At 63.6% G+C, this 20,683-nt stretch carries 20 protein-coding genes; 9 read left to right on the forward strand and 11 right to left on the reverse strand.

Translation table 11 applies throughout. The features are described from left to right. Both EGJ68_RS08260 and EGJ68_RS08265 read right to left on the reverse strand, forming a co-directional pair. Nucleotides 1-965, reverse strand: a 965-nt coding sequence (locus EGJ68_RS08260) for an NAD(P)-dependent alcohol dehydrogenase (protein ID WP_158283571.1), incomplete at its 3' end; no start/stop codon positions are given. A gap of 92 nt (nucleotides 966-1,057) precedes the next feature. After that, nucleotides 1,058-1,441, reverse strand: a complete 384-nt coding sequence (locus EGJ68_RS08265) for a hypothetical protein (protein ID WP_123034123.1) — start codon at nucleotides 1,439-1,441, stop codon at nucleotides 1,058-1,060. A gap of 32 nt (nucleotides 1,442-1,473) precedes the next feature. Here EGJ68_RS08265 and EGJ68_RS08270 point away from each other — a divergent pair, with 32 nt between their 5' ends. Continuing rightward, complete coding sequence (locus EGJ68_RS08270) at nucleotides 1,474-2,637, forward strand: tRNA-queuosine alpha-mannosyltransferase domain-containing protein (RefSeq protein WP_199227983.1); 1,164 nt, start codon at nucleotides 1,474-1,476, stop codon at nucleotides 2,635-2,637. Here EGJ68_RS08270 and EGJ68_RS18500 read toward each other — a convergent pair. From EGJ68_RS18500 to EGJ68_RS08290, 4 genes are all read right to left on the reverse strand, one after another. Further along, complete coding sequence (locus EGJ68_RS18500) at nucleotides 2,606-2,722, reverse strand: PLDc N-terminal domain-containing protein (RefSeq protein WP_199227984.1); 117 nt, start codon at nucleotides 2,720-2,722, stop codon at nucleotides 2,606-2,608. The genes EGJ68_RS08270 and EGJ68_RS18500 overlap by 32 nt on opposite strands. After that, complete coding sequence (locus tag EGJ68_RS08280) at nucleotides 2,719-4,263, reverse strand: tannase/feruloyl esterase family alpha/beta hydrolase (RefSeq protein ID WP_123034125.1); 1,545 nt, start codon at nucleotides 4,261-4,263, stop codon at nucleotides 2,719-2,721. The genes EGJ68_RS18500 and EGJ68_RS08280 overlap by 4 nt, the downstream gene beginning before the upstream one ends. 65 nt (nucleotides 4,264-4,328) lie before the next feature. Beyond that, the gene (locus EGJ68_RS08285; RefSeq protein WP_123034126.1) at nucleotides 4,329-5,837 is read right to left on the reverse strand and encodes a cryptochrome/deoxyribodipyrimidine photo-lyase family protein; all 1,509 of its coding nucleotides are present in this window, start codon (nucleotides 5,835-5,837) and stop codon (nucleotides 4,329-4,331) included. 2 nt (nucleotides 5,838-5,839) lie between these two features. Beyond that, a complete protein-coding gene (locus tag EGJ68_RS08290; RefSeq protein ID WP_123034127.1) occupies nucleotides 5,840-6,769 on the reverse strand; it encodes a LysR family transcriptional regulator in 930 nt (309 codons plus the stop codon). Between the two features lie 121 nt (nucleotides 6,770-6,890). Between EGJ68_RS08290 and EGJ68_RS08295 the strand changes: the two genes are divergently transcribed. The 4 genes from EGJ68_RS08295 to EGJ68_RS08310 all read left to right on the forward strand — a co-directional run bounded on the left by EGJ68_RS08295 (nucleotide 6,891) and on the right by EGJ68_RS08310 (nucleotide 11,249). Continuing rightward, on the forward strand, nucleotides 6,891-7,775 hold the full coding sequence (locus EGJ68_RS08295; RefSeq protein WP_123034128.1) for a DUF6671 family protein: 885 nt from the start codon (nucleotides 6,891-6,893) through the stop codon (nucleotides 7,773-7,775). Nucleotides 7,776-7,856: 81 nt separating this feature from the next. Beyond that, on the forward strand, nucleotides 7,857-9,530 hold the full coding sequence (ilvD, locus tag EGJ68_RS08300; RefSeq protein ID WP_123034129.1) for a dihydroxy-acid dehydratase: 1,674 nt from the start codon (nucleotides 7,857-7,859) through the stop codon (nucleotides 9,528-9,530). A 10-nt stretch (nucleotides 9,531-9,540) separates the two neighbouring features. After that, nucleotides 9,541-9,831, forward strand: a complete 291-nt coding sequence (locus tag EGJ68_RS08305; RefSeq protein ID WP_123034130.1) for a hypothetical protein — start codon at nucleotides 9,541-9,543, stop codon at nucleotides 9,829-9,831. A gap of 116 nt (nucleotides 9,832-9,947) precedes the next feature. Continuing rightward, nucleotides 9,948-11,249 (forward strand): spinster family MFS transporter, encoded by a 1,302-nt coding sequence (locus tag EGJ68_RS08310; RefSeq protein WP_123034131.1) that lies wholly within the window; start codon nucleotides 9,948-9,950, stop codon nucleotides 11,247-11,249. Between the two features lie 38 nt (nucleotides 11,250-11,287). Here EGJ68_RS08310 and EGJ68_RS08315 read toward each other — a convergent pair whose 3' ends face one another. From EGJ68_RS08315 to EGJ68_RS08330, 4 genes are read right to left on the reverse strand one after another with little or no spacing between them, the layout of a single operon-like run. After that, nucleotides 11,288-12,334: an alpha/beta fold hydrolase gene (locus EGJ68_RS08315; RefSeq protein ID WP_158283572.1), complete on the reverse strand. Its 1,047-nt coding sequence runs from the start codon at nucleotides 12,332-12,334 to the stop codon at nucleotides 11,288-11,290. Nucleotides 12,335-12,349: 15 nt separating this feature from the next. Continuing rightward, on the reverse strand, nucleotides 12,350-13,207 hold the full coding sequence (locus EGJ68_RS08320) for a TIGR03619 family F420-dependent LLM class oxidoreductase (protein ID WP_123034133.1): 858 nt from the start codon (nucleotides 13,205-13,207) through the stop codon (nucleotides 12,350-12,352). Nucleotides 13,208-13,253: 46 nt separating this feature from the next. Further along, nucleotides 13,254-14,351, reverse strand: coding sequence for an MltA domain-containing protein (locus EGJ68_RS08325; RefSeq protein ID WP_158283573.1), 1,098 nt, complete (start codon nucleotides 14,349-14,351; stop codon nucleotides 13,254-13,256). A gap of 41 nt (nucleotides 14,352-14,392) precedes the next feature. Next, a complete protein-coding gene (locus EGJ68_RS08330) occupies nucleotides 14,393-14,827 on the reverse strand; it encodes an MAPEG family protein (RefSeq protein ID WP_123034135.1) in 435 nt (144 codons plus the stop codon). 129 nt (nucleotides 14,828-14,956) lie between these two features. Here EGJ68_RS08330 and EGJ68_RS08335 point away from each other — a divergent pair, with 129 nt between their 5' ends. The 4 genes from EGJ68_RS08335 (at nucleotide 14,957) to EGJ68_RS08350 (ending at nucleotide 20,095) form a co-directional block, all read left to right on the forward strand. Continuing rightward, entirely contained in the window at nucleotides 14,957-16,303 is a 1,347-nt protein-coding gene (locus EGJ68_RS08335; protein ID WP_123034136.1) for a serine hydrolase domain-containing protein, read from the forward strand. 274 nt (nucleotides 16,304-16,577) lie between these two features. Further along, on the forward strand, nucleotides 16,578-16,859 hold the full coding sequence (locus EGJ68_RS08340) for a hypothetical protein (protein WP_123034137.1): 282 nt from the start codon (nucleotides 16,578-16,580) through the stop codon (nucleotides 16,857-16,859). A 100-nt stretch (nucleotides 16,860-16,959) separates the two neighbouring features. Next, entirely contained in the window at nucleotides 16,960-19,359 is a 2,400-nt protein-coding gene (locus EGJ68_RS08345) for a Lon protease family protein (RefSeq protein ID WP_123034138.1), read from the forward strand. Further along, nucleotides 19,349-20,095 (forward strand): universal stress protein, encoded by a 747-nt coding sequence (locus EGJ68_RS08350; RefSeq protein ID WP_158283574.1) that lies wholly within the window; start codon nucleotides 19,349-19,351, stop codon nucleotides 20,093-20,095. The genes EGJ68_RS08345 and EGJ68_RS08350 overlap by 11 nt, the downstream gene beginning before the upstream one ends. Here EGJ68_RS08350 and EGJ68_RS08355 read toward each other — a convergent pair. Continuing rightward, nucleotides 20,070-20,540, reverse strand: coding sequence for a pyridoxamine 5'-phosphate oxidase family protein (locus EGJ68_RS08355; protein ID WP_123034140.1), 471 nt, complete (start codon nucleotides 20,538-20,540; stop codon nucleotides 20,070-20,072). The genes EGJ68_RS08350 and EGJ68_RS08355 overlap by 26 nt on opposite strands. Between the last annotated feature and the right edge of the window lie 143 nt (nucleotides 20,541-20,683).

A 20,683-nucleotide genomic window follows, 5' to 3' on the forward strand; every position in this document is an offset into this window, starting at 1 on the left:
TCTGCGGTGGTCATTGCCATCAAGGGCTCCAGGCGTTGGGATACGAAAGGCGAGCGCACCAGGGCATGCAGCGGCCGGGCCAGCGGGCCCCACCAGTTGCCCATCTTCATGTTGCCGACCAGCACCAGTACGCCGTCGGGTTCGGTGACATCCAGCATGGCTGAGATGGAACGGTTGCCCACCATATCCACAATGGCATGGTAGCGCGTGTCGCCTTCTGTGTAGTCCTCCTGGGTGTAGTCAATAACGTGGTCCGCACCGAGTGCGCGCACCAGTGCGGCGTTGCGGCCGCTGCACACTGCGGTCACGGTGGCGCCCATGGCTTTGGCGAGTTGCACCGCGTAGCTGCCAACGCCGCCGGAAGCGCCGTTGATCAGCACATGCTGGCCGGGCTGGACGTTTGCCTTGTCACGCAGAGCCTGCAGAGCGGTGATGGCCGCCACCGGCATCGCGGCGGCCTGCTCGAAACTGAGGTTTGCGGGTTTTAATGCCATGCCGCCGGTTTCATTGCGCACCACATACTCGGCGAAGGCGCCATCGGCCACGCCAAACACCTCATCGCCCGGAGCAAACAGCGTCACGTCATTGCCCACGGCCTCCACGGTGCCGGCAAAGTCGGCCCCCATGCGCGGCGACTTCGGCGCATTCAGGCCATTGGCCAAGCGCAGCAGGTAGGGTGTGCCGTACAGGAAATGTTTGTCGAGCGGGTTCACCGAGGCGGCGTGAACCCGCACCAGCACCTGGCTGGGGTCCAGTTCCGGCAGCGGGAGTGTCTCCAGGGTAACAACACCAACATCACCGTAGCAGCGCTGCAGGTTGGCCGTGAAACCGGTGTCGCCTGCCGCTGTCGGCGGCGCTGGCTCGCAGGGTGCGTTATACCCGGTAACCAGTGCCAATGCGCCCACGGCGATAACGACAGTGGCAATAAGCCCGGCCAGTATTTGCAGGATACGTCGTCGTTGCATGTTGTGTTCCCCGGGCAGTGAAGAAGGGGTCACTCTCTCTGGGTGTGGGCTGCGCGGCAAGCTTTTTGCGATGAATAGCCTGTGGGGTGCGTTCAGTGGACCAGCCAGGCTTGCAGCTGGGGCACTACCTGCACAACCACAATCAGCCCAAGCATGAACGAGTGCAGCGTAGCCTGTGCGCGCAGTGGCTCGAGCTTTCCCAGCCGCGCTTCGAGCTTGTCCAGCCGAATTTCAAGCCTGTCCAGCCGAGTATCAGACGTGTCCAGCCGAGTTTCAATTCGCTCAAAGCGCTGTGTTTGTTCGCCGAATCCGGCGCGCAAGACGGCGTCCAGATAGTCGCGCGTTACGATATTGTCGGCGTAAAAGCCAAATGCTTCGGCCATCAGTTCTGCCTGTGCGTCAGCCTGCGGTTCGGGTACGCCGGCCTCCCGCAGGCGGCGTGCGTAACGCAGTGAATCGAATGCCAGTGTTGCCACAAGAATAGCCTCCCCACGCGGTTACGCCAAGCATGACAACCCTGCAGGGGCTGTGGTACATCATGTGCATGCCTTCTTCATCCCAATCAGCCCACACCGGTACAGCCGTGTCGCGCCCGCGCGCGTGGTTGCTGTCCGCCTACCGTGCCGACAGCCACGCCGCCTGGGCAGACTGGTTGCTGGCCTCGCAACCGCAGCTCCGCTGGCAGCGGCTGGAACTGCCGGGGCGTCACTTTGCCTGGCGTATCCGCGGCAATCCCTTGTCCTGGCTGGATGCCTTGCCGCTGGAGCAGCCGGACCTCATCGTGGCTTCTTCCATGGTGGACCTTGCGACGCTCAAGGGGCTGCACCCGCGACTGGCCGGCGTGCCAACGCTGTACTACTTCCACGAGAACCAGTTTGCTTACCCGCTGAGCCACCGCCAGAGCCACTGGCTGGAGCCGCAGATGGTGCAGCTTTATGGTGGGCTGGCGGCTGACCGCTTGCTGTTCAACTCCGCGTTCAACCGCGACAGTTATTTACAGGGCATCGCGGGTTTGCTGGCGCAAATGCCGGATGCGGTGCCGGATGGTGTGGTGCAGCGCCTGGCGCAGAAGAGTGTGCTGTGCCCAGTGCCTGTTGAGCCAGTGCCGGCAGCGCAACAGCGCGACTGTCAGTTGGTGTTGTGGAACCACCGCTGGGAGCACGACAAGTGTCCGGAACGCTTTGCCGAGGCGATGATTACATTGGCCGAGGAGGGCGTTGGGTTTCGGCTCGCCCTGTTGGGCAAGCGGCCACGGCGTGCACCGCCGGCCTTGGCACGGCTGCGAGAGGCACTGCCGCTGCGCATTGTCGCCGACGGGCAGTTGCCGGCAGCCGAGTACCGAGCACAACTGGGCCGGGCGGCAATTGCGGTGAGTACTGCGCGCCACGAATTTCAGGGCCTGGCCATGCTGGAGGCGGCGAGTGCCGGCGCCATACCCCTGGTGCCCGATGCGCTGTGCTACCCGGAACAATACCCGCCGGCCTGCCGCTACCCACAGGATGATGCAGCCGCACTGGTGGCACGTCTGCGGTTGTGGTTGACCGGCGGGTTGCCACCGCCGGTGGACGTTACGCCCTGGTACAGTGCCAGCCTGGCGGCGGTGTGGACCGAGCTGCTGGCCGCTGCACCGGGGGCTGGAACTACCTCTTCGGCCCCGTCAACAGCCAGATAACAAGCCCCACGACGGGCGCCAGCCGCAGGAGCAGAATCCACAGCAACTTGGCCAACCCGCCCGCGGGACTCTTGGCCCCCTTCACTTCCGGCAGTGATAGCTGCTGGCCTCATCCATGGGGCCGTGCTTGTTGTAGATGGCGCGCTGGGGATAGGGGCAGAGCAGGGCGGTAGCCTCGGTGGCTTCCGGCGCCAGCGCGTCGCGGGCAACGATCTGCGCCGGCGGCGTGTTCTCCTCCACCCACTTGTCCAGTGCGTGCAGTGGATCGAACAGGTCGGGTGCCTGCCCCGGTGCTTCCCAGCAATGGCCGTGCCCCGGCACCAGGAACAAGCGGGCATGTTCCGCCAACGCCTCCGCGCCACCATTCTCCTTGATGGCCGACTCGTAGTAATTGATGGTGCGCTGCGGCAGAATCAGCGGGTCGGCCCAGCCATGCCAGAGCAGGAGTTTGGTACCGGCTTCGCGCAGACCGGACAGGTTGGTATTGGTGGCATTGGCGCTCAGCGCCAGTGGTGAGTTGGACATCGCCTGAGCTTCTGCAACCACGTCGATGGTGGCGGGATTGATGTGCTCGCCGGCCGGTACCCCGCGGTAAATATCGAGGAAGCCCTGTGAGGCCTGTTGCCCCCACGCCGGCTGACCCTCACGGCCGGTAATCCAGAACGGCCAGAGGTGTTCGGAACCCGCTGGCAGGCCCGGGAACAGTTGTTGCTCGCCATCGTGGGCGCCGCGGTAAAGGGCTGCCACGCGCTGCAGTTGAGCGTCATTCAGGCAGCCTGCATCGGTGTTCGCGGTGCAGCGCAACGCGGCGAGGTCTGGTTGGCAGCGCTCGGGTGTGGCGATGAGGCCGTCCTGCACGCCGTCGAGGTGGTCACAGGCGTTGCGCACATGCGCTGCCAGTCGATCAATGTGTGCGGGGGTAAAGCGGGGCTCGCCTTCAGGTGTCCAGGCCTGCTGGATCATCCAGGCACCCTGCACGCCGGCATTGCCAGACAGGTCGAGAATAGGGCCACCGGCGGCAATGCCGTCAAACAGGGCCGGATAGCGTTGCGCGGCGACCAGGCCAAGGCGGCCGCCGTTGGAACACCCGGAAAAATAGCGCCGCTGTGCTGCGCGGTCGTAGTAGAGGTTGATGATTGTGTCACTGGCGGCAACCAGTGTGGGCAGCACCTCTGCCGCCCACAGCGCGACCGCCTGATCATCGCCGCTGCGCGCCCAGTTGGTATCGGCTGTCGACGGCGACTGGTGGCCACTGTCGTGTGCCATGGCCGCGTATCCCTGCTTCAGGGCTTCGTTGATGCTGTTGGAGTAGCCCGGTTTGTCGGGCAACAGTTGGCCGCAAAAGCCGCCGCAACCGGCCAGCATGAACTTGCCGTTCCAGTCTGCCTGCAAGGGCAGTCGCAGCTCAAAGCCCACTTTGCCCACGGCCTGGCCGCGCACTCGGCAATGCGACGGAAGCTCATCGGTGTGCGCCAAGAGAGGTTTGGTATCCAGTGAGATACTTGTGGCGCCTGCCAGCGCCTGCTCGAGCGCCTTGCAAGCGGCGTCATCACTGGAAGCGCTTGCTGTATTGGCACCCAGCAGTAACAGGATGGCGGCGTTGCCAAGCACGCTGCGAATTTCCATGCGTTGAACTCCGCTTATTGTTTTATCCGGATGGTAGCGTATTGCTGCGGGCGCTGCACGGGCGCTTATCGACGCCGTTTGGACCTGCGCCTGCCGCGCTCGATGTGGCGGCCCAGTATGCGCTCGGCTTCCTCGCGCACCAGCGGGTCATCCTGCATGCCCCAAAGCTGCTCCCGCGCCCGGCGGTGTGCGGCTTGCAGGTCCACAATGCGGGCGGGGTAGTTGCCTTCCAGGCCCAGCCAGGCCGCTTCCATCGGCGTTACCTGCCACGGCGTGTGGATCAGCGGCGCCTCCAGTGCGCGCAACTCTGGTAGCCACTGGCGCAGGAACTGTCCTTCCGCGTCATGCTCGATGGATTGTTTCACCGGGTTGTAGATACGCACGGTGTTGATGCCTGTCACCCCTGCCTGCATCTGGAATTGCGGATAGTGGATGCCTGGCTCGAAGTCGAGAAACTGGCGGGCGAGGTGCGCTGTGCCCTGTTGCCAGTGTTGCCACAGGTGGTGGGTGAGAAAGCTCACCAGCATGGCGCGCCAGCGGAAGTTCAGATAGCCGGTGGCGACCAGGCAGCGCATGGCGGCGTCGATGGCGGGGAACCCTGTGGTTCCCGTTTCCCAGGCGGTCACATGGCTCTCATCGAAAGGGCGCTCCAGGCGGGCGTAGCCCCGGTTCAGGTCACGGAATTCCATGCCGCACTCCATTTCAAACTTCTGGATGAAATGGCAGTGCCAGTACAGGCGCGACGCAAACGCCGCCAGCGATTTCGGCTGACCTTCCTGCTGTTGTGCGGCCTGCAGTGCCTGCCACACCTGCCGTACGCTCAGGTTACCCCAGGCCAGGTAGGGTGATAACCGGGAGCAATGTTCGCGGCTGTCGTTGGGGCTGGAGAGGCTGCCGGCATAGCGGCGGTGGCGGTTGCTGAGGAAGCTATTCAGCCAGTCTGCGGCCGGTGTTTCGCCGCCTCGCTGGAAGTCGGGAACATCCTCGAACCATGTGCTGTCTACCCGGCCGCGTGCGAGCAGGGGCATGCTCTGCCCGTTGGGTGGCAGCGGTGCCGCGCGCGCCTTTTCCCATGGGGGTGTGGCCAGGAGTTGCCGCATGGTGTGCTCCCATGTGCTGGCCCAGCCCTGGCGATGGCGGCGGCCCCGTTGCACGCCATTGCAGGGGGACTCCTGCCAGTCGACGCCTTCCCCGGCGCAGAATGCCTGCACGGCGCGGTCGCGCGCGTAGGTAATGGCGAGCCCGGTTTCCTCGTGACTGTGCAATGAACCCGGGCCGATATCTGCCTTGAGCGCCTGCAACAGGGGCACCGTTTCGCTGAGAAACACGTGTACGCGCAAGCCCCAGGGTTTCAGGCGCCGGTTCATGTCGCGCAGTGACTGGGTGACAAAGCGCCAGTGACGGGTGTCGTAGTGGGGGTCTGCGAGCAGCGATGGCTCAAAGCAGTAGAACAAAAATATCGGCCGCCCGCTGGCGATGGCCTGGCACAGCGGCGCGTGGTCAGCCAGGCGCAGGTCGCGTTTGAACCAGACCAGCGCGGGGCGTTCGCTTGATGGTATGAACCCGTCTGGCATGCTTAACGTGACCGTTTGCTGGCCTTTTTACGCGGCACTGCTTCCGGCTCGCCGGCCTGCGACTGCTCCAGCAGGGTTTTCAGCGCCACCAGTTCAAAATGCCGCTTGGCGGTGATGGCATAAAATCGCTCGACAACGTTCTCCAGCACGCAGTAGCGCTGCAACTTGCCGGACTCCAGTTCGTCCTGTACCACCACCTCTGGCACCACCGCCAGGCCGCCCGAGTCGCGCGCCAGCAAACGCAGCATGGCCATGTCCTCCACTTCCGCGTACGGGTCCACCTCCACGCCGTGTTGCTCACAGAGCAGATCGAACTGGTTGCGAATCTCGCTGTTGGGGCCGGGCAGCAGTAGTGGCAGCGTGCCCAGATCGTGCGGAAAACGGAACTGTTTGGCCGGCTTGCCGGGCGGCCCCACAATGCATACGCTCTGCTCGGCAATCTGCTGGCAGCGCCAGGGGGTAGACGTGTCGGCCGCCACGGCACGGTTTGAGAGAATCAGGTCCAGCTTGTGCACGCGCAGTTGCTCCAGCAGCTCCTCCAGACTGGCGGAGTGAATCACCAGCTTCACCTTGGCTTCGCCGATGACCGGGCGCAGGAAGTTTTCCTGAAAGTTGCGCGAGAGCGTGGCCACGGAGCCAATGCGCAGGCGCTGCACACGCTGCAATTCGCCGCTTTCCGTGAGCGCCAGCAGTTCGCTGCCCAGGTTGAATATGCTCTCCGCGTATTCCAGCACCAGGTGGCCTACCTCGGTCAGGCGCAGTGAGCGACCGTCGCGGCTGAACAGTTCGTGACCGAGCTGTTCCTGCAGCTGCTTGATCTGGGACGACAGGGCGGACTGCGAGACGTGCAGCTGTTGTGCGGCGCGTGTGAGGTGGCCTTCTTTGGCCACCACCCAGAAGTAATAGAGATGATGGAAGTTCAGCTGGCGCATGTTAGCGTTCTCTTTAAAAGAACAATAATATCTAATCTAACTGTTATACAAAATCATTCCGGCGCTTCACTATTGGACAGTTGAATGACACCCGCCACGACAGTTACGGTACCGCGCCTGTATGACTGACCAGCAACACCCGTGCAGCGGCGACGCCAGTGGCAGGCCTGCTTCGCCTGCGGCGATCAGCGGCCGTATCGCACTGCTCACTCGCCATGGCAAAGGTGCGCTGGTGGAAGCCCCGCTGGCAGCGCTTGGCCTGGACGTCAGGGTTACCGACGCGTTCGATACGGATCAGCTGGGCACCTTCTCGGGCGAAGTGGCGCGTACGCTGAGCCCGCTGGACTGCGCACGCCGCAAGGCGCAGCTGGCCTGTGAGCTGACCGGTCTCGACCTTGGCCTGGGCAGTGAGGGCAGTTTCGGTGGTGGGCCCATGGCCGGGTTCATGAATTGGGACGAAGAGCTGTTGCTCCTCTGGGACCGGCGCTCGGGCCGGGAGATTGTGGCGCGTGCCGCCGGGCCGGTGCGGGTTGCAGCATTCATCTGGGAATCTGAACCGCAGCTGCTGACGCAGTTGGCGCCATTCCCCAGCGCGCAAGGCTGGATCATTCGCCACCCGGCTGGCGTGAGCAAGGGGTTGTGTGGTGCTGCGGCGGTGCTGGCTGAGCTTCGCACGAACGTGCTCCCGCGCTCCTCGGCAGATGATACAGACCCGGTGCGCATTGAACCGGACCTCAGGGCCATGCATTGCCCGGAACGCCAAGCCTATATCCGCCAAGCGGCAGAGCAACTGGCCGAGCGCCTGCAAACCACCTGCCCCCACTGTGCCGCGCCGGATTTCTGGCCGGATCGGTTTGAACCGGGCCTGCCCTGTGCCGACTGTGATGCCCCCACCGCGCTATCGCTTGCCGCCATCCGTTGCTGCAGCGCTTGTGGGCATGAAGAGCGTGAGCCGGTTGCAGAGAAATTCGCTGAACCGCAATACTGTTCGTGGTGTAATCCCTGATATGCGGCTTTTTTCTGTTACCAAGCCGATTCACTGACTCGAGCGTAAAGTTACCCAGCCAAACCGGAGGCCAAAACCACTGTGAAAGACAAACGTCACCACTCGTCCCTTGTTGTGGACGGCATCGAAAAAGCACCCGCCCGCGCCATGCTGCGCGCGGTAGGTTTTACCGACGAGGATTTCCACAAGCCGCAAATCGGCATTGCCTCCACCTGGAGTATGGTCACGCCCTGCAACATGCACATCAACGCGCTGGCGGAAGAAGCCTGTGCCGGCGCCGATGGCGCCGGTGGCAAGGGGGTTGTGTTCAACACCATCACCATTTCCGACGGCATCGCCAACGGTACCGAGGGTATGAAGTATTCGCTGGTATCGCGGGAAATCATCGCCGACTCCATCGAGGCGGTGGCCGGCTGTCAGGGCTTCGACGGGTTGGTGGCGGTGGGCGGCTGCGACAAGAACATGCCGGGCTGCATGATCGGCATTGCACGGCTCAACCGTCCGGCGGTGTTCGTGTACGGCGGCACCATCCAGCCGGGTGCCAACCACACGGATATCATTTCCGTTTTCGAGGCGGTGGGCCAGCACGCGCGGGGCGACCTCAACCTGCTCGACGTGAAGCAGATCGAGGAAACGGCCATTCCCGGCCCCGGTTCCTGTGGCGGCATGTACACCGCCAACACCATGGCATCGGCCATTGAGGCGCTGGGCATGAGCTTGCCCAACAGTTCCGCACAGGAGGCAGTGTCGCGCTCCAAGGCGGAGGATTGCCGGCAGGCGGGCGCCGCGGTGCTGAATCTGCTGGAGAGGGACATCAAGCCCTCCGACATCATGACGCGGAAAGCATTTGAAAACGCCATTGCCACCGTGATAGCACTCGGCGGTTCCACCAACGCGGTGCTGCATTTGCTGGCTATGGCGCACGCCATCGATGTGGAACTGACACTCGACGATTTTGTGCGGGTGGGCGAGAACGTGCCGGTGTTGGCGGATCTGCGCCCCAGCGGCAAGTACATGATGTCCGAATTGATTGCCATTGGCGGCATCCAGCCGCTGATGAAAATGCTGCTGGAGCGGGGTTTGCTGCACGGCGATTGCCTCACGGTAACCGGCAACACGCTGGCAGAGAACCTGGCGGATGTGGCGCCTTACCCCGAGTCGCAGGACATCATCCGCGCCTTCGACAACCCCATTAAACGCAACAGTCACCTGATGATTCTGCGCGGCAACCTCGCGCCGGAGGGCTCCGTCGCCAAAATCACAGGTAAAGAGGGCCTGCGCTTCCAGGGCACTGCGCGTGTGTTTCATTCTGAAGAGGAGTCCTTGCAGGCAATTCTCGATGGCCGCGTGGTCAAGGGTGATGTGCTGGTGATCCGCTACGAGGGGCCGCGCGGTGGCCCCGGCATGCGCGAAATGCTCAGCCCCACATCGGCGCTGATGGGCAAAGGGTTGGGCGCCGATGTGGCGTTGATTACCGATGGCCGTTTCTCGGGCGGCAGCCACGGCTTTGTGGTGGGGCATATCACGCCGGAGGCGAGTGAAGGCGGCCCGCTGGCCATTGTTGAGGACGGTGACGAGATCGTGATCGACGCGGAAACCGCGCGCGTAGACGTGTCACTCAGCGCCGACGAGATTGCTGCCCGCCTGGCACGCTGGCAGCCTCCCGCACCGCGGTACACACGCGGCCTGCTGGCCAAGTTCGCCAAAACCGTGGCCTCGGCGTCGGAAGGCGCGGTCACAGACAAATACCTGTAAGGAAAACAGCATGACAGACGAGTTGGAAGCGCGGCGTTTTCGGTTGATCAGTGGCGTGTTCTACCCCGATGAAGCCAGCCAGTTGTTGATGACCCTGATTGAGGACAAGATCAGCTTTCACCAGCGCAACAATTGGAGCCGGCGTGAACGCTTTGGCGAAACGGATACGGCCAGCGCAGGTCGCATCAGCGAGCTGCGCCAGACCAAAGCCGACCTCGCGGCGCTGGTTGAGGAGGCGGAAGCGGCGGGCATGACGCTGAGTATCAGTGGCAACATCGATATCACGCTGACGCCGAAATAACGCCGGCAATCGCCAGGGCCGTGGCAGCAATGAATGCCGCTTCGTTGAACACCGCTTGGCTTGCACTGGGGGCACGCTGCCCTTAGGCTCATACATAATAAAAAAGGAGCCTAAACGTGGCCGCTACACCGCCCTCTGCCGGCGCGCCGTCTTCGTTGTTTTCTGCGGGAACGCGCCGTTATGTGCTGACCATCCTGGTCATCGCCTACACCTTCAACTTCATTGATCGACAAATTCTCGGCATATTGGTGGAACCCATTCGCCTGGAACTCGGCGTCAGTGATACGGCGATGGGCCTGCTCACGGGGCTGGGTTTTGCTCTGTTCTACACCCTGATGGGTATTCCCATTGCGCGCTACGCAGACCGTGCCAATCGGCGCAACCTCATCGCGGCGGCGGTGGGTATCTGGAGTGTGTTCACGGCGGCGCAGGGGCTGGCGCAGAATTACTGGCAGCTGCTGGCCTATCGCATTGGCGTCGGGGTGGGTGAGGCGGGCTGTTCGCCACCGGCCCATTCCATGCTGGCGGATTACTACCCGGCCAATGAGCGGGCAACGGCGCTGGGTATCTACTCACTGGGCATTCCAATCGGCATCCTGTTCGGTTTTTTTGTCGGGGGCTGGATGAACGAGTGGTTTGGCTGGCGCGTGGCGTTTTTTGTGGTGGGTATTCCCGGGATTGTATTGGCGCTGGTGATTCGCTTTACGGTGCGCGAGCCGGATCGCGGCATGTCCGAAACGCGGGTGACCGCCCCCGGTAGCCAGCCCTCTATTGGCGCGGTGTTCCGCTACCTGTTGGCGCGGCGTTCGTTTGTCCACATGGCGTTGGGCGGCGGCATTACCGCCTTTGTCGGTTACGGCCTGATCTCCTGGTCAGCGGCTTTCCTGGCACGCTCTCACGGCATGTCCTCCGGTGAGATCGGTACCTGGCTGGGCCTGATATTCGGTATTCCCGGCGGCATTGGCATTGTGCTTGGCGGGCGTCTGGCGGACTACTTCGGCGCCCGGGATGCGCGCTGGTATTTGTGGATTGTGGCGTTGGCCCTGCTCATTTCCGTGCCCGCCGGGGTATTTGTGTTCCTGCTCGATGACATTCGCGCGGTGTTGCTGCTGATGGTGCTGCCGGTGATGCTGGGTAATTTCTACCAGGCCACCACCTTCGCCCAGACACAGACGCTGGTCGGTCTGCGCATGCGTAGTGTCGCCTCGGCCATTCTGTTGTTCGTGATCAACATCGTCGGCCTCGCACTGGGGCCATCGGTGGTGGGCCTGATCAGCGACCTGCTGGCAGCGGACTACGGCGCGCATTCTTTACGCTGGGCGCTGATGATCTGTTCCCTGGCGAATGTCTGGGCGGCCTGGCACTACTGGCGCGCAGGCGCGGCGTTTCCCGCTGATCTGGCGCGGGTGGAAGACTAGCGCCGCCTCTCATTTCAAGAGCAGAGGCTGACCGCCGGCTACAGCGTGGCGAGAAAGCGGAGCAATGTGGCGTTGAACGCCTCCGGCTGCTCCTGCTGTACAAAGTGGCCGGCGTGCGGAATCAGCGCTATGCCGCGCAGGTCGCTGGAACGGCGCGCCAGCACCTCGAGTGCATCGGTGCCGATCATCTGCAATACAGGATCTTCGCTGCCGGCGATAAACAGCGACGGGGGCGTGACGTTTGCGTCTGCCCAGGCCTCGCCCAGCTGCCAGTTGCGGTCCGCGACCCGGTAGGAGTTAATGCCGCCGATAAACTCTGCTCCTGCTGTGCAACGCGTGAATTCCTCGACGTAAGTGTTCATGTCCTGTTCGTTCATCCACGGCCAGGGCAGGGGAATGTCTGGGTCGGCGAGCACATCCAGGTAGCTGTTGCCTTCGGTGCTGAAGCGCGTCCAGTCCAGCAGGTGGCCGTCGGCACAGAGCGCCCAGAACAGCCGGGTGAGGAACAGACGGGGGTTACGGGCGAGCTCGCGCTCTGGTCGCCCGGGCTCCTGGTAGTAGTGCATGTGGTAGAAGTGTCGCGTTGCTATTTCCGCGAAGCAGGTGCTGGGCGCCTTGTCCGGACGGGCGAAAGCGCGCCCGTAGTCCGCGCCGGGCGACGGGTTGGCGCCGGCGCCACCGCGTCCGGCAAGGTCGAAATCGTAGGGGCAGGCCACGCCCACCACAGCGCTAACGCGTGACGGGTGACGCACAGCCACGTTGTAGGCCTGGGCCGCCCCGAAATCGTGCCCCACCAGTACCGCTTGCGTCAGCCCCAGATGATCCATTAGCCCCAGCACATCGTTCACCGTGTGCTGGCTGTCATACACTGCGGGGTCAAGCGGCCGGCTTGAGCGGCCGTAACCGCGCTGGTCGAATGCGACCGCATTGAAGCCGGCCTCGGCCAGAGCCGGCAACTGATGGCGCCAGCTGTAGGCGAGGCCGGGAAAGCCGTGGCAGAGAATCACCCAGGCTTGTTCCGGCTGGCCCCGGCACAGGCTGTAGTGCAGTTCAATATCACCCACCGGGGCGCTGGCATGCTCCACGCTGCTCACCCGCAGTTAGCGCGGCGTAATGAAGCGGTCCGCGAACCGTTCCATGGCCTCGAGTTTGGCCTCCAGTGAATGAAAGGCCGGGTCGTCGACGGTCCAGGCCATGGCGATGGTGCCGTCGATGCCCCAGTCTTCCAGCTGGTGGTAGATGCCGGGGTCCGGTTCGGTCTGCGGCATGACAAAGCGTCCGAAGGGCTCCGCGCCGCGTTCGGCCTCGACGATGGCGCGCTCGGCGTTCAGTTGGGCCAGTAGCTCGCGAATCTCCGTCATGGGGTAGTTCATGCCCATCCAGCCGTCGGAGTGCGCGGCGCGGCGCAGGGCGGCGGGCGACTTGCCGCCGATCCACACCGGCACTTTGCCGGGCACCGGGAACTGCCCCGTGGGGGGGAACTGGTAGAAGTCGTTGTCGGCCTCGGCCATGCCGTCATCCCAGAAATCCCGCATCACCTCCAGCATCGCGTCCATGCGTTTACCGCGGTTGCGCGGGTTGTGCCCCAGTACGGTAATTTCATCTTCGCACCAGCCCGCGCCAACGCCGAATACAAAGCGATTGTCGGTTTGCATGGCCAGCGTGGCCGCCTGTTTGGCAGCGCTGAAAGGTTCGCGCATGGTCAGCACGTACACATAGGTCATGAAGCGCAGCCGCTCGGTGACCGCGGCCATGGTGGCGATGGTAATCATCGGGTCCGGGAAGCGGGTGTGGGCGTGGATGTGACGTTGTCCGGAAGGGTGCACAGAGGTGTAATCGCGCGGGATGGCCACGTGGTCCGACACGGCAATGCCCGCATAGCCCATTTTCTCTGCTGCCGCGGCAACCTGTTTTACCTGGTCGTTGCCCTCGTGAAACCAGGCCAGCCAATATTCCATATCTCCTCCTGACGTTGCGGGAAAAACGCCAGGCGAGTGATGCGGCTTACTCGCGTTTCAGCAGCAGCCAGGCCTCGGCGTAATCGCTCATGTGACGATTCGCCGCATGATACCCCGCCCAATCGCGGTAGTAGCCGCTCAGCCAGTCGAGCTGGTACAGATTGTCATGAAAAGCGCCGCCGGTATCCGCCATCACGTTCAGGCGGTAGGTGGGCTCCCCGGCTTCTTCGGTGCGCAGCAGCACCAGGCGGCCCAGGCCGAGTTGGAAAATATCGCCCGCAACGGTCACCAGTGGTTGTACAGGAATCTTGTAATCGGCGTCCTTGCCGTAACCGAGCACGCCCGGCACTGCCTTGAAATACCAGTAGCGCTCCTGCGCTTCGGGCTTGCGCGTGCGATCGTAGGCAATACCGTTGTTGCGATGAACGTTGAAGTAGCGCTTCTGGCCCGCGTCGTCTTCGATGACCGCCGTGCCTTGCAGCAGGGCGCCTTCCAGGTCCGCGCGGCTGAGCCAGATCAGCGGCGGCGCGCGCTGTGCCATGTCGTTCGCGCTTGCGGCTGCAGTCTCACTGGCCACAATCGCCTGTTTGCCGAACTGGAAGCGGGTGATGGCCGTGCCCAGGGCATCGGCCTCGGCCAATGGCAGCTGGGCCTCATCGTGCGGCAGGCCGTAGAGGGCGTGGGGGGTGGCCGCTGTCTGCGCTTCGCTGCCGGACGCCACACGCACGTAGTATTTGGTCAGCAACAGGCGTTCGGCAGGCAGGTTCTGCAACAGTGGCTTGCCACTCGCCAACTGTGCGGCCCGCGCGCCATCCGGCTGCCAGCGCAGCAGCTCGAAGTGGCGCTGCAGGAATGCGGGGTCGGTGAGGCGCGAGTTGCGCCCCAGGCGGGCATCCTCTGCCGCAACTGCGCAAACGAATTCCAGCGTGGTGCGAATGCGCTCGGGCGGGGTGTGCAGCCAGGGCGTGGTGCCGCCGTGAATGACAGCCGGGTCGTAGGCGTTGCCCTGAGCGAGATAGTCGGCCGTGGCGGCGGCAACGTCACACAGTGCCTCGCTGTGGTCCGGCCATTGCCCGGGTGCCAGGGGCTGTGCTGGCTGGAATGTGGGCGCTGCGTTGGCCGCCGCGCTGCACAACAGCAGCACGAGCAGCGTGCTCCTGAAAGTCCGTTGCATGAAGGGTTGGCCTAGAAGGTGGCGCGTACAGTGATAACCGCCATGCCGGCCAGCGCCAGTGACGACAGCAGGAACAGCAGGAAGCGCACCGGCACGTAGTTGGTGGTGGCCTGCACGATACTGTGGGCAATACGCAATATCAGGTACGCCCAGGCCAGCTGCACCGCCAGGGCACTGTCGATGCCGGTAATGGCCAGAATGCAGCACAGCGCGTAAAAGACGGTGGGCTGCTCGTGCAGGTGAGTGTAGTTGTGAGCCTTCCAGTTCACGTGGTCGGGAAGCACCCCTTCGAGGTCGGCACCGCGGCGTCCACCGGGTTGTGGCTTGGACAGGTCCAGCCCTGATTTGCTCATGGCAGGCATGCGTGTAGCGGCCATCCATGTCAACATGACCAGAGACCAGCTGGCGAGCAGGGCGGCGGGGGCGAGGATTTCCAGGGCAGGCATGGCGGGCACTCTCGGGGCTAATGTGTCGCGAGTAGAACTGATCGCGCGGCTCGGCGTCAAGTCTGTTCCGGAGAGCACACCGTCTGGCGTAAGCTGAAGTCAAATCATGTGTTACCAGGAACACCGTCGATGAAACGTCTGTTATTGATCGCCCTCGCGCTGTTGCTGCTTCTGTTGGCAGTGCCCCCGGTATTCCTCGGGATGCCGTTGTGGCAGCTGGGCAACGCGGTGTCCCTCGCCACCGGGCTCGGCGCCAAGCTGGCCTGTTCGGGGCGTTTTATCAGTGGCTTTGACGACGCGCAGATTCTCGACGACCTGGCCAGCTATGCAGCGATCAATCGCCAGCTGTCACTCGATTTTGGCGTTAACCGGGTAGACGTGAGCTTGTTCGGTTTGGCGCCGGCGTCCGCGACTTACCGGCCGGGGCTGGGCTGCACAGTGAACCATGGCGATACAGCCTTGGTGGATGCACTGCAGCCGCCTGCCCGCAGCACACCGCCGGCGCCGTGGCCAGCACGTGACAGCGGGTTCACAGCGCAGCAGGCGGCGGCCGAGGCCGTGCTGGCGGCGGATAACGCGGAAGGCTTGCACACCCGTGCCCTGCTTGTGCTGCAACGCGGTGAGCTGGTGGCGGAAAGCTATGCCCCCGGGTACAACGCGGGCTCGCAGCTGCTCGGCTGGTCCATGGGCAAGTCCTTGATGGCGATCGCGCTGGGTCGCATGGAAGCGTTGGGGTTGCTCCCTGCGTCGCCAGGGGGGCCGCTGTTTCCCGAATGGGGTGGCGATGACCGCGCGCGCATCGGCCTGGCACAGCTGCTGCAAATGACCTCGGGGCTGCGCTGGGAGGAGGATTACATTCCCGGAAGCGATTCCACACGCATGCTGTTTCATGCCCGCAATGCCTCTTCCGTGGCCCTGCGCAGCCCCGGTGCACACGCACCTGGGACGCACTTTTATTACTCCTCCGGCACCAGCAACCTGCTGGCGCGTTTTGCGGCCGCAAGGCTCGGCGGTCCCCAGGCGCAGCTGGATTTCTTCTACGTCCAGCTGCTGCAGCCACTGAGCATGAATCACACCGTGCTGGAGCCCGATGCCGAGGGCATTGTGGTCGCCAGCTCGTTCGTCTACGCCAGCGCGCGGGATTGGGCCCGCCTTGGCCAATTATTGCTGGACGATGGCAGGCTCCAGGGTCGCCCCTTCTTGCCCGCGGGCTGGGTCGCGCGTGCCACGGCGCCCAATACCAGCGCCAATGAGCCACGTTACGGCTACCAGCTCTGGCTCAACGATGGGGGCGCTACGCTGCGTTGGCCGGATCTCCCGCGCAGCGCGTTTGCGATGCTGGGCAACCGGGGGCAGGCGGTACTGATGATGCCGGAGGAGGGGCTGGTTGTGGTGCGGCTGGGCTGGACCGCAGGAGAGTATCCGCTGTCGCGCAAGATGGGTGAGCTGCTTTCCAGGCTCCAGAATGCGAGGTAACACTCGGCGGGCTGCCTGCGCGGTAATTTTCACATTTTCCTGAGTCTTTTTGTCGGGTATTAAAAAGACGTTATTAATTAATAAGTTATAGATATCTCCTTATTAAATCCTCAGAAGTATCTGGGTTTTCTGGGCAATCATGACAAACAATTCATGATCCAGTTACCTGTAGGATCAGTAAAACCGTTACCATATGTGAAGTGTGGTAACAAACCGGTAAAGCGAAAGGGTGCAGGTGGTCTGCAACCGTTACCGGCATCTGAGGAGAGTGGAAATGAATACGTTGGCTGCAACAGCCAGGCTCGGCACCCTGGCACTGACCTTTGCCCTGGGTAGCACCGCCTTTGCGCAGACGGCCGAACAGGAAGGCCGCTTACTGCTGGCGTTGAACGAAACGTCAGCGAGTGCAGAGTGGCAACCGGCAGTGCGTGCGGAGGAGCAGGCGCAAGCGGAGGCCGTGGAACGCGAGCTGGCCGTATCTGCTGAGGCGATTTCACGCAAGCTGGACGAACAGTTGAAAGCGCGTTTGTCGCGCAAACTCGACATGGCCATCTGACAGGTCAAATAAAGTCGCCAACCCGAGGCATTGGCTTCGGGTTTTTTTTGCCCGCTGCCTGCTATGATTCTCCTCCCGAATGCTGCACAGGAGGGCTGTCATGCTGGAACCACTGGCCCTGGATCAGATCTACCGCGCCTGCTCGGGCGATGGATTCGACTTCACCACCACGGAAGGGCTGGAGCCGCTGGACCTGCTCTACGGCCACGACCGCGCCCGGGAGGCGCTGAGTTTCGGCACCGCCATGCGCAGCGACGGGTTCAACCTGTATGTGCTGGGCGACCCCGGTCACGGCCGTCACGACCTGGTTGAGCAGTTCCTGGCGCAGCGTGCCGCCGGGGAGAACGCGCCGGGGGACTGGGCCTACCGCTACAACTTCGATGACCCGAGCTCGCCTCGCTACCTGGCGCTGCCGGCCGGCATGGGGCGCCAGCTGGTGGCGGACCTCGCGCAGCTGGTCGAGGAACTGCGCGCCGCCATTCCCGCGCTGTTCGAGAGCGAGGAATACCAGAATCGACTGCAGGACCTCAATCAGGCCATGGGGGAGCGCCAGCGCGATGCCGTGGAGGCGATCCGGCGCGAGGCGCGGGAGCAGGACATCCTGCTGGTTTCCACCCCCAACGGGTTTACCTTCGCGCCAGTCGACGGCAAGGGCGGCAGCGACAGCGACAACATGATGTCGCCCGAGGATTTTCGTGCGTTGCCCAAGGACGACAAGGAGCGCATTGAAGCGACCGTGGAAATTCTGCAGCGCAAGCTGACCCAGGCCATCCGGCAGATGCCGCTGCTGGCGAGGGAGCTGCGCCAGCAAGTGGACACGCTGAACACCGAGATGCTCAATACCGCCATCGAGGCGCCGCTCGCCGAGCTGGAAGCGCGCTACGGTGAGCAGGCTCCGGTGCTGGAGCATCTGGGCGCCTGTCGTCAGGCCGTGCTGTCCCACGCCGCGGCATTTCTTGCCGAGACACCCGAGGTTTCGCCGGAGGCAGTGTTCAGCCGCTTCCAGGTGAACCTGCTGGTCGATAATGGCGAGACCAGCGGGGCACCGGTGGTCTACCAGGATTTGCCCAGCCATCAACACCTGGTGGGTCGCACCGAGCATCACGTACACAACGGCACGCTGGTCACCGATTTCTCCCTGATTCGTGCCGGTGCCCTGCACCGCGCCAACGGCGGTTATCTGGTGCTCGATGTGCGCGGCTTGCTCACCCAGCCGGGCGCCTGGGAAACACTGAAGCGCGTGCTGCGCGCCCGGCACATTCGCACGGAAAGCCTGGAGCAGGCCTATGGCCTGATCAGTACGGTGAGCCTGGAGCCGGAGCCCATCCCGCTGGACGTGAAGGTGGTGCTGCTGGGTGAGCGCCTGTTCTATTACCTGTTGTGCGAACACGACCCGGAGTTTCTCGAGCTGTTCAAGGTACAGGCAGACCTCGAGGACACGCTGGACCGGGACCCGGCCAATCAGGCGCTCTATGCACGCATGATTGCCACACTCGCCACCGACGCGGGGCTGCAGCCCCTGGACCGCGGCGGCGTGGCAGCCGTCATCGAACGCGCCAGCCGCCTGGCGGCGGATCAGCGCAAGCTCACCGCGCGACAACGCGAATTGCGCGACCTGCTGCGGGAAGCGCAGCACTGGGCGGAGCAGGCGGGCGCGAAGATTACCGGCCGCGAGCATGTGGAGACCGCCATCCAGCAACAGCTGCGGCGCGCCAGCCGCTTGCGGGAGCGCAGCCACGAGGCCATTCACCGCGGCATTGTGATGATCGATACCCAGGGAGCCGTTGTCGGGCAGGTCAACGGCCTGTCGGTGCTCTCGCTGGGTGACTTTGCGTTTGGCCAGCCCTCACGCATAACGGCGACCGCGCGCCCGGGCAACGGCCAGCTGGTGGATATCGAGCGCGAGGCGCGCATGGGTGGTCGTATCCACACCAAGGGGGTGATGATCATTGCCCGCTACCTGGCCAACCGCTACGCGCCTGACACGCCCCTGTCATTGTCTGCCAGCCTCGCCTTTGAACAATCCTATGGTGGCGTTGACGGCGACAGCGCCTCGGTGGCCGAGATCTGCGCCCTGGTGTCGGCCATCAGCGGTGTGCCGCTGAGCCAGGCCTGCGCGGTCACGGGGTCGGTGAACCAGCGCGGTGAAGTACAGGCGGTGGGTGGGGTAAACGAGAAAATCGAGGGCTTTTTCGATGTCTGTGCCGCGCTGGGCGGGGTGGAAGGTCGCGCGGTGCTGTTGCCGGCCACCAATGTGGAACACCTGATGCTCAAGCAGGAGGTGCGCGATGCCGTCGCGGCCGGGCACTTCCGCATTTACGCCATGCGCCACGTCGACGATGCCCTGGCGTTGCTGACGGGGCTGGAACAGGGCGAGCTGGACCGGCGCGTGTCTGCGCGCCTGGGGGCCTTCTCGGCGGCGGTGAAAGCGGCGCGCAGCGAGCACGACGAGCCAGCAGGCCCGGCGGATGTGGGGGAGGAGAGCGACGATGAACAGTGAGGCGGTGCAGCGCCAGCAGGCGCGTCGTGTGCTGGCCATGCTCGATGCCTCGCGCCACAGCAGGACGGCACTGCAGGCAGCGGTCGAGCTGGCACGCGAGCACCGCGCGGAGCTGGTCGCACTCTACGTGGAAGATGAGAACCTGCTGCGCTCGGCGGATTTCCCTTTCGCCTGCGAAGTGGGCGCACGCAGCGGATTGGCGAGGCCGCTGACGGTTGCCGCCATGCAGGCGACCCTGTCGCGTCAGTTACAGGCGGTCAGCCAGGCGCTGGAGTCGGCGGTGGCGGGGGACGGTGTGGCCTATTCCCTGCAGGTGACGCGCGGTGGCGTGGTGGCCGCCACGCTCGCGCGGGTGACCGCAAACGATATTCTGGTACTGGGTAAAGCAGGGTTTTCTGCGCACGGCGGCGGCGCCCGGCTCGGCTCGACCTGCCAGGCGCTCTTGTTGCAGGCGCCGTGCACAGTGCTGGTGTACGCCGAGGACCTGCCGCTGCGGCCCGGCCCCTTGCGGGTGTTATCGCCGCCAGTTCCCGAGGCGCTGTTGCAGCTGCCCTTGTGCACTGCGGTGGAGACGGTGCAGGCGCGCTCTGCCGGCCATCTTGAACACCAACTGCAGCGCGTGCGCAACGGTGCCCTGTTGCTGCGCCGCGCAGAGCTGCGCGCACTGGCTAACGAAGACCCGCAACTGCTGGCGAAAATACCCGTACCGGTTATTGTGCTGCCTGACCCCGTGTGACGTCCGCCATACGTTCGCGGTAATCCCAGGTAAACAGGCGTTCCGGTTGTATCCGAATCAACACCTCCTCGGCCTTGCGCGACAGCAACCAGTTGCCTACCCGTGATTTCTGCTGCCCCAGGTAGCGCGCCACTAACCGGTCGAGCACGTCACTGTCACCCAGCGGCGCGAGGCTGGCACGGCCCTGGCCGCGCACACCGTGGTAAGGGGGCGCATTGGGTGATATCTCGAAGCCCACCTTCGGGTCGCGCTGCAATAGCTTGACGAGCGCGGATTTCTGGTGTGAAACACACAGCATCGACTGTTCGGCAAACACATACCACACGGATACCACGCGCGGGTAACCATCGTTGCCGGTGCAGGCGAGGCGCATTGGCACGGCGCTGTCATGCAGGAAACGGTGAATCTCTTCCAGAGACCAGGGGCCTTTTGCTGTGGGTGTCATGAGAACCTGCTTGTTGTAGTGAGGGCGCAGTATAGGGTGATGGATCGCTGCCGTGAATGCCTGCAAACGCGGTATGTACTTTGCGCAAAAAATTGATCAGGAACAACATACCGGTGTTCCTGATGAGCAATACTGCTATCCTA

Source organism: Haliea alexandrii (assembly GCF_003719295.1).
Taxonomy (GTDB): Bacteria; Pseudomonadota; Gammaproteobacteria; order Pseudomonadales; family Halieaceae; genus Haliea; species Haliea alexandrii.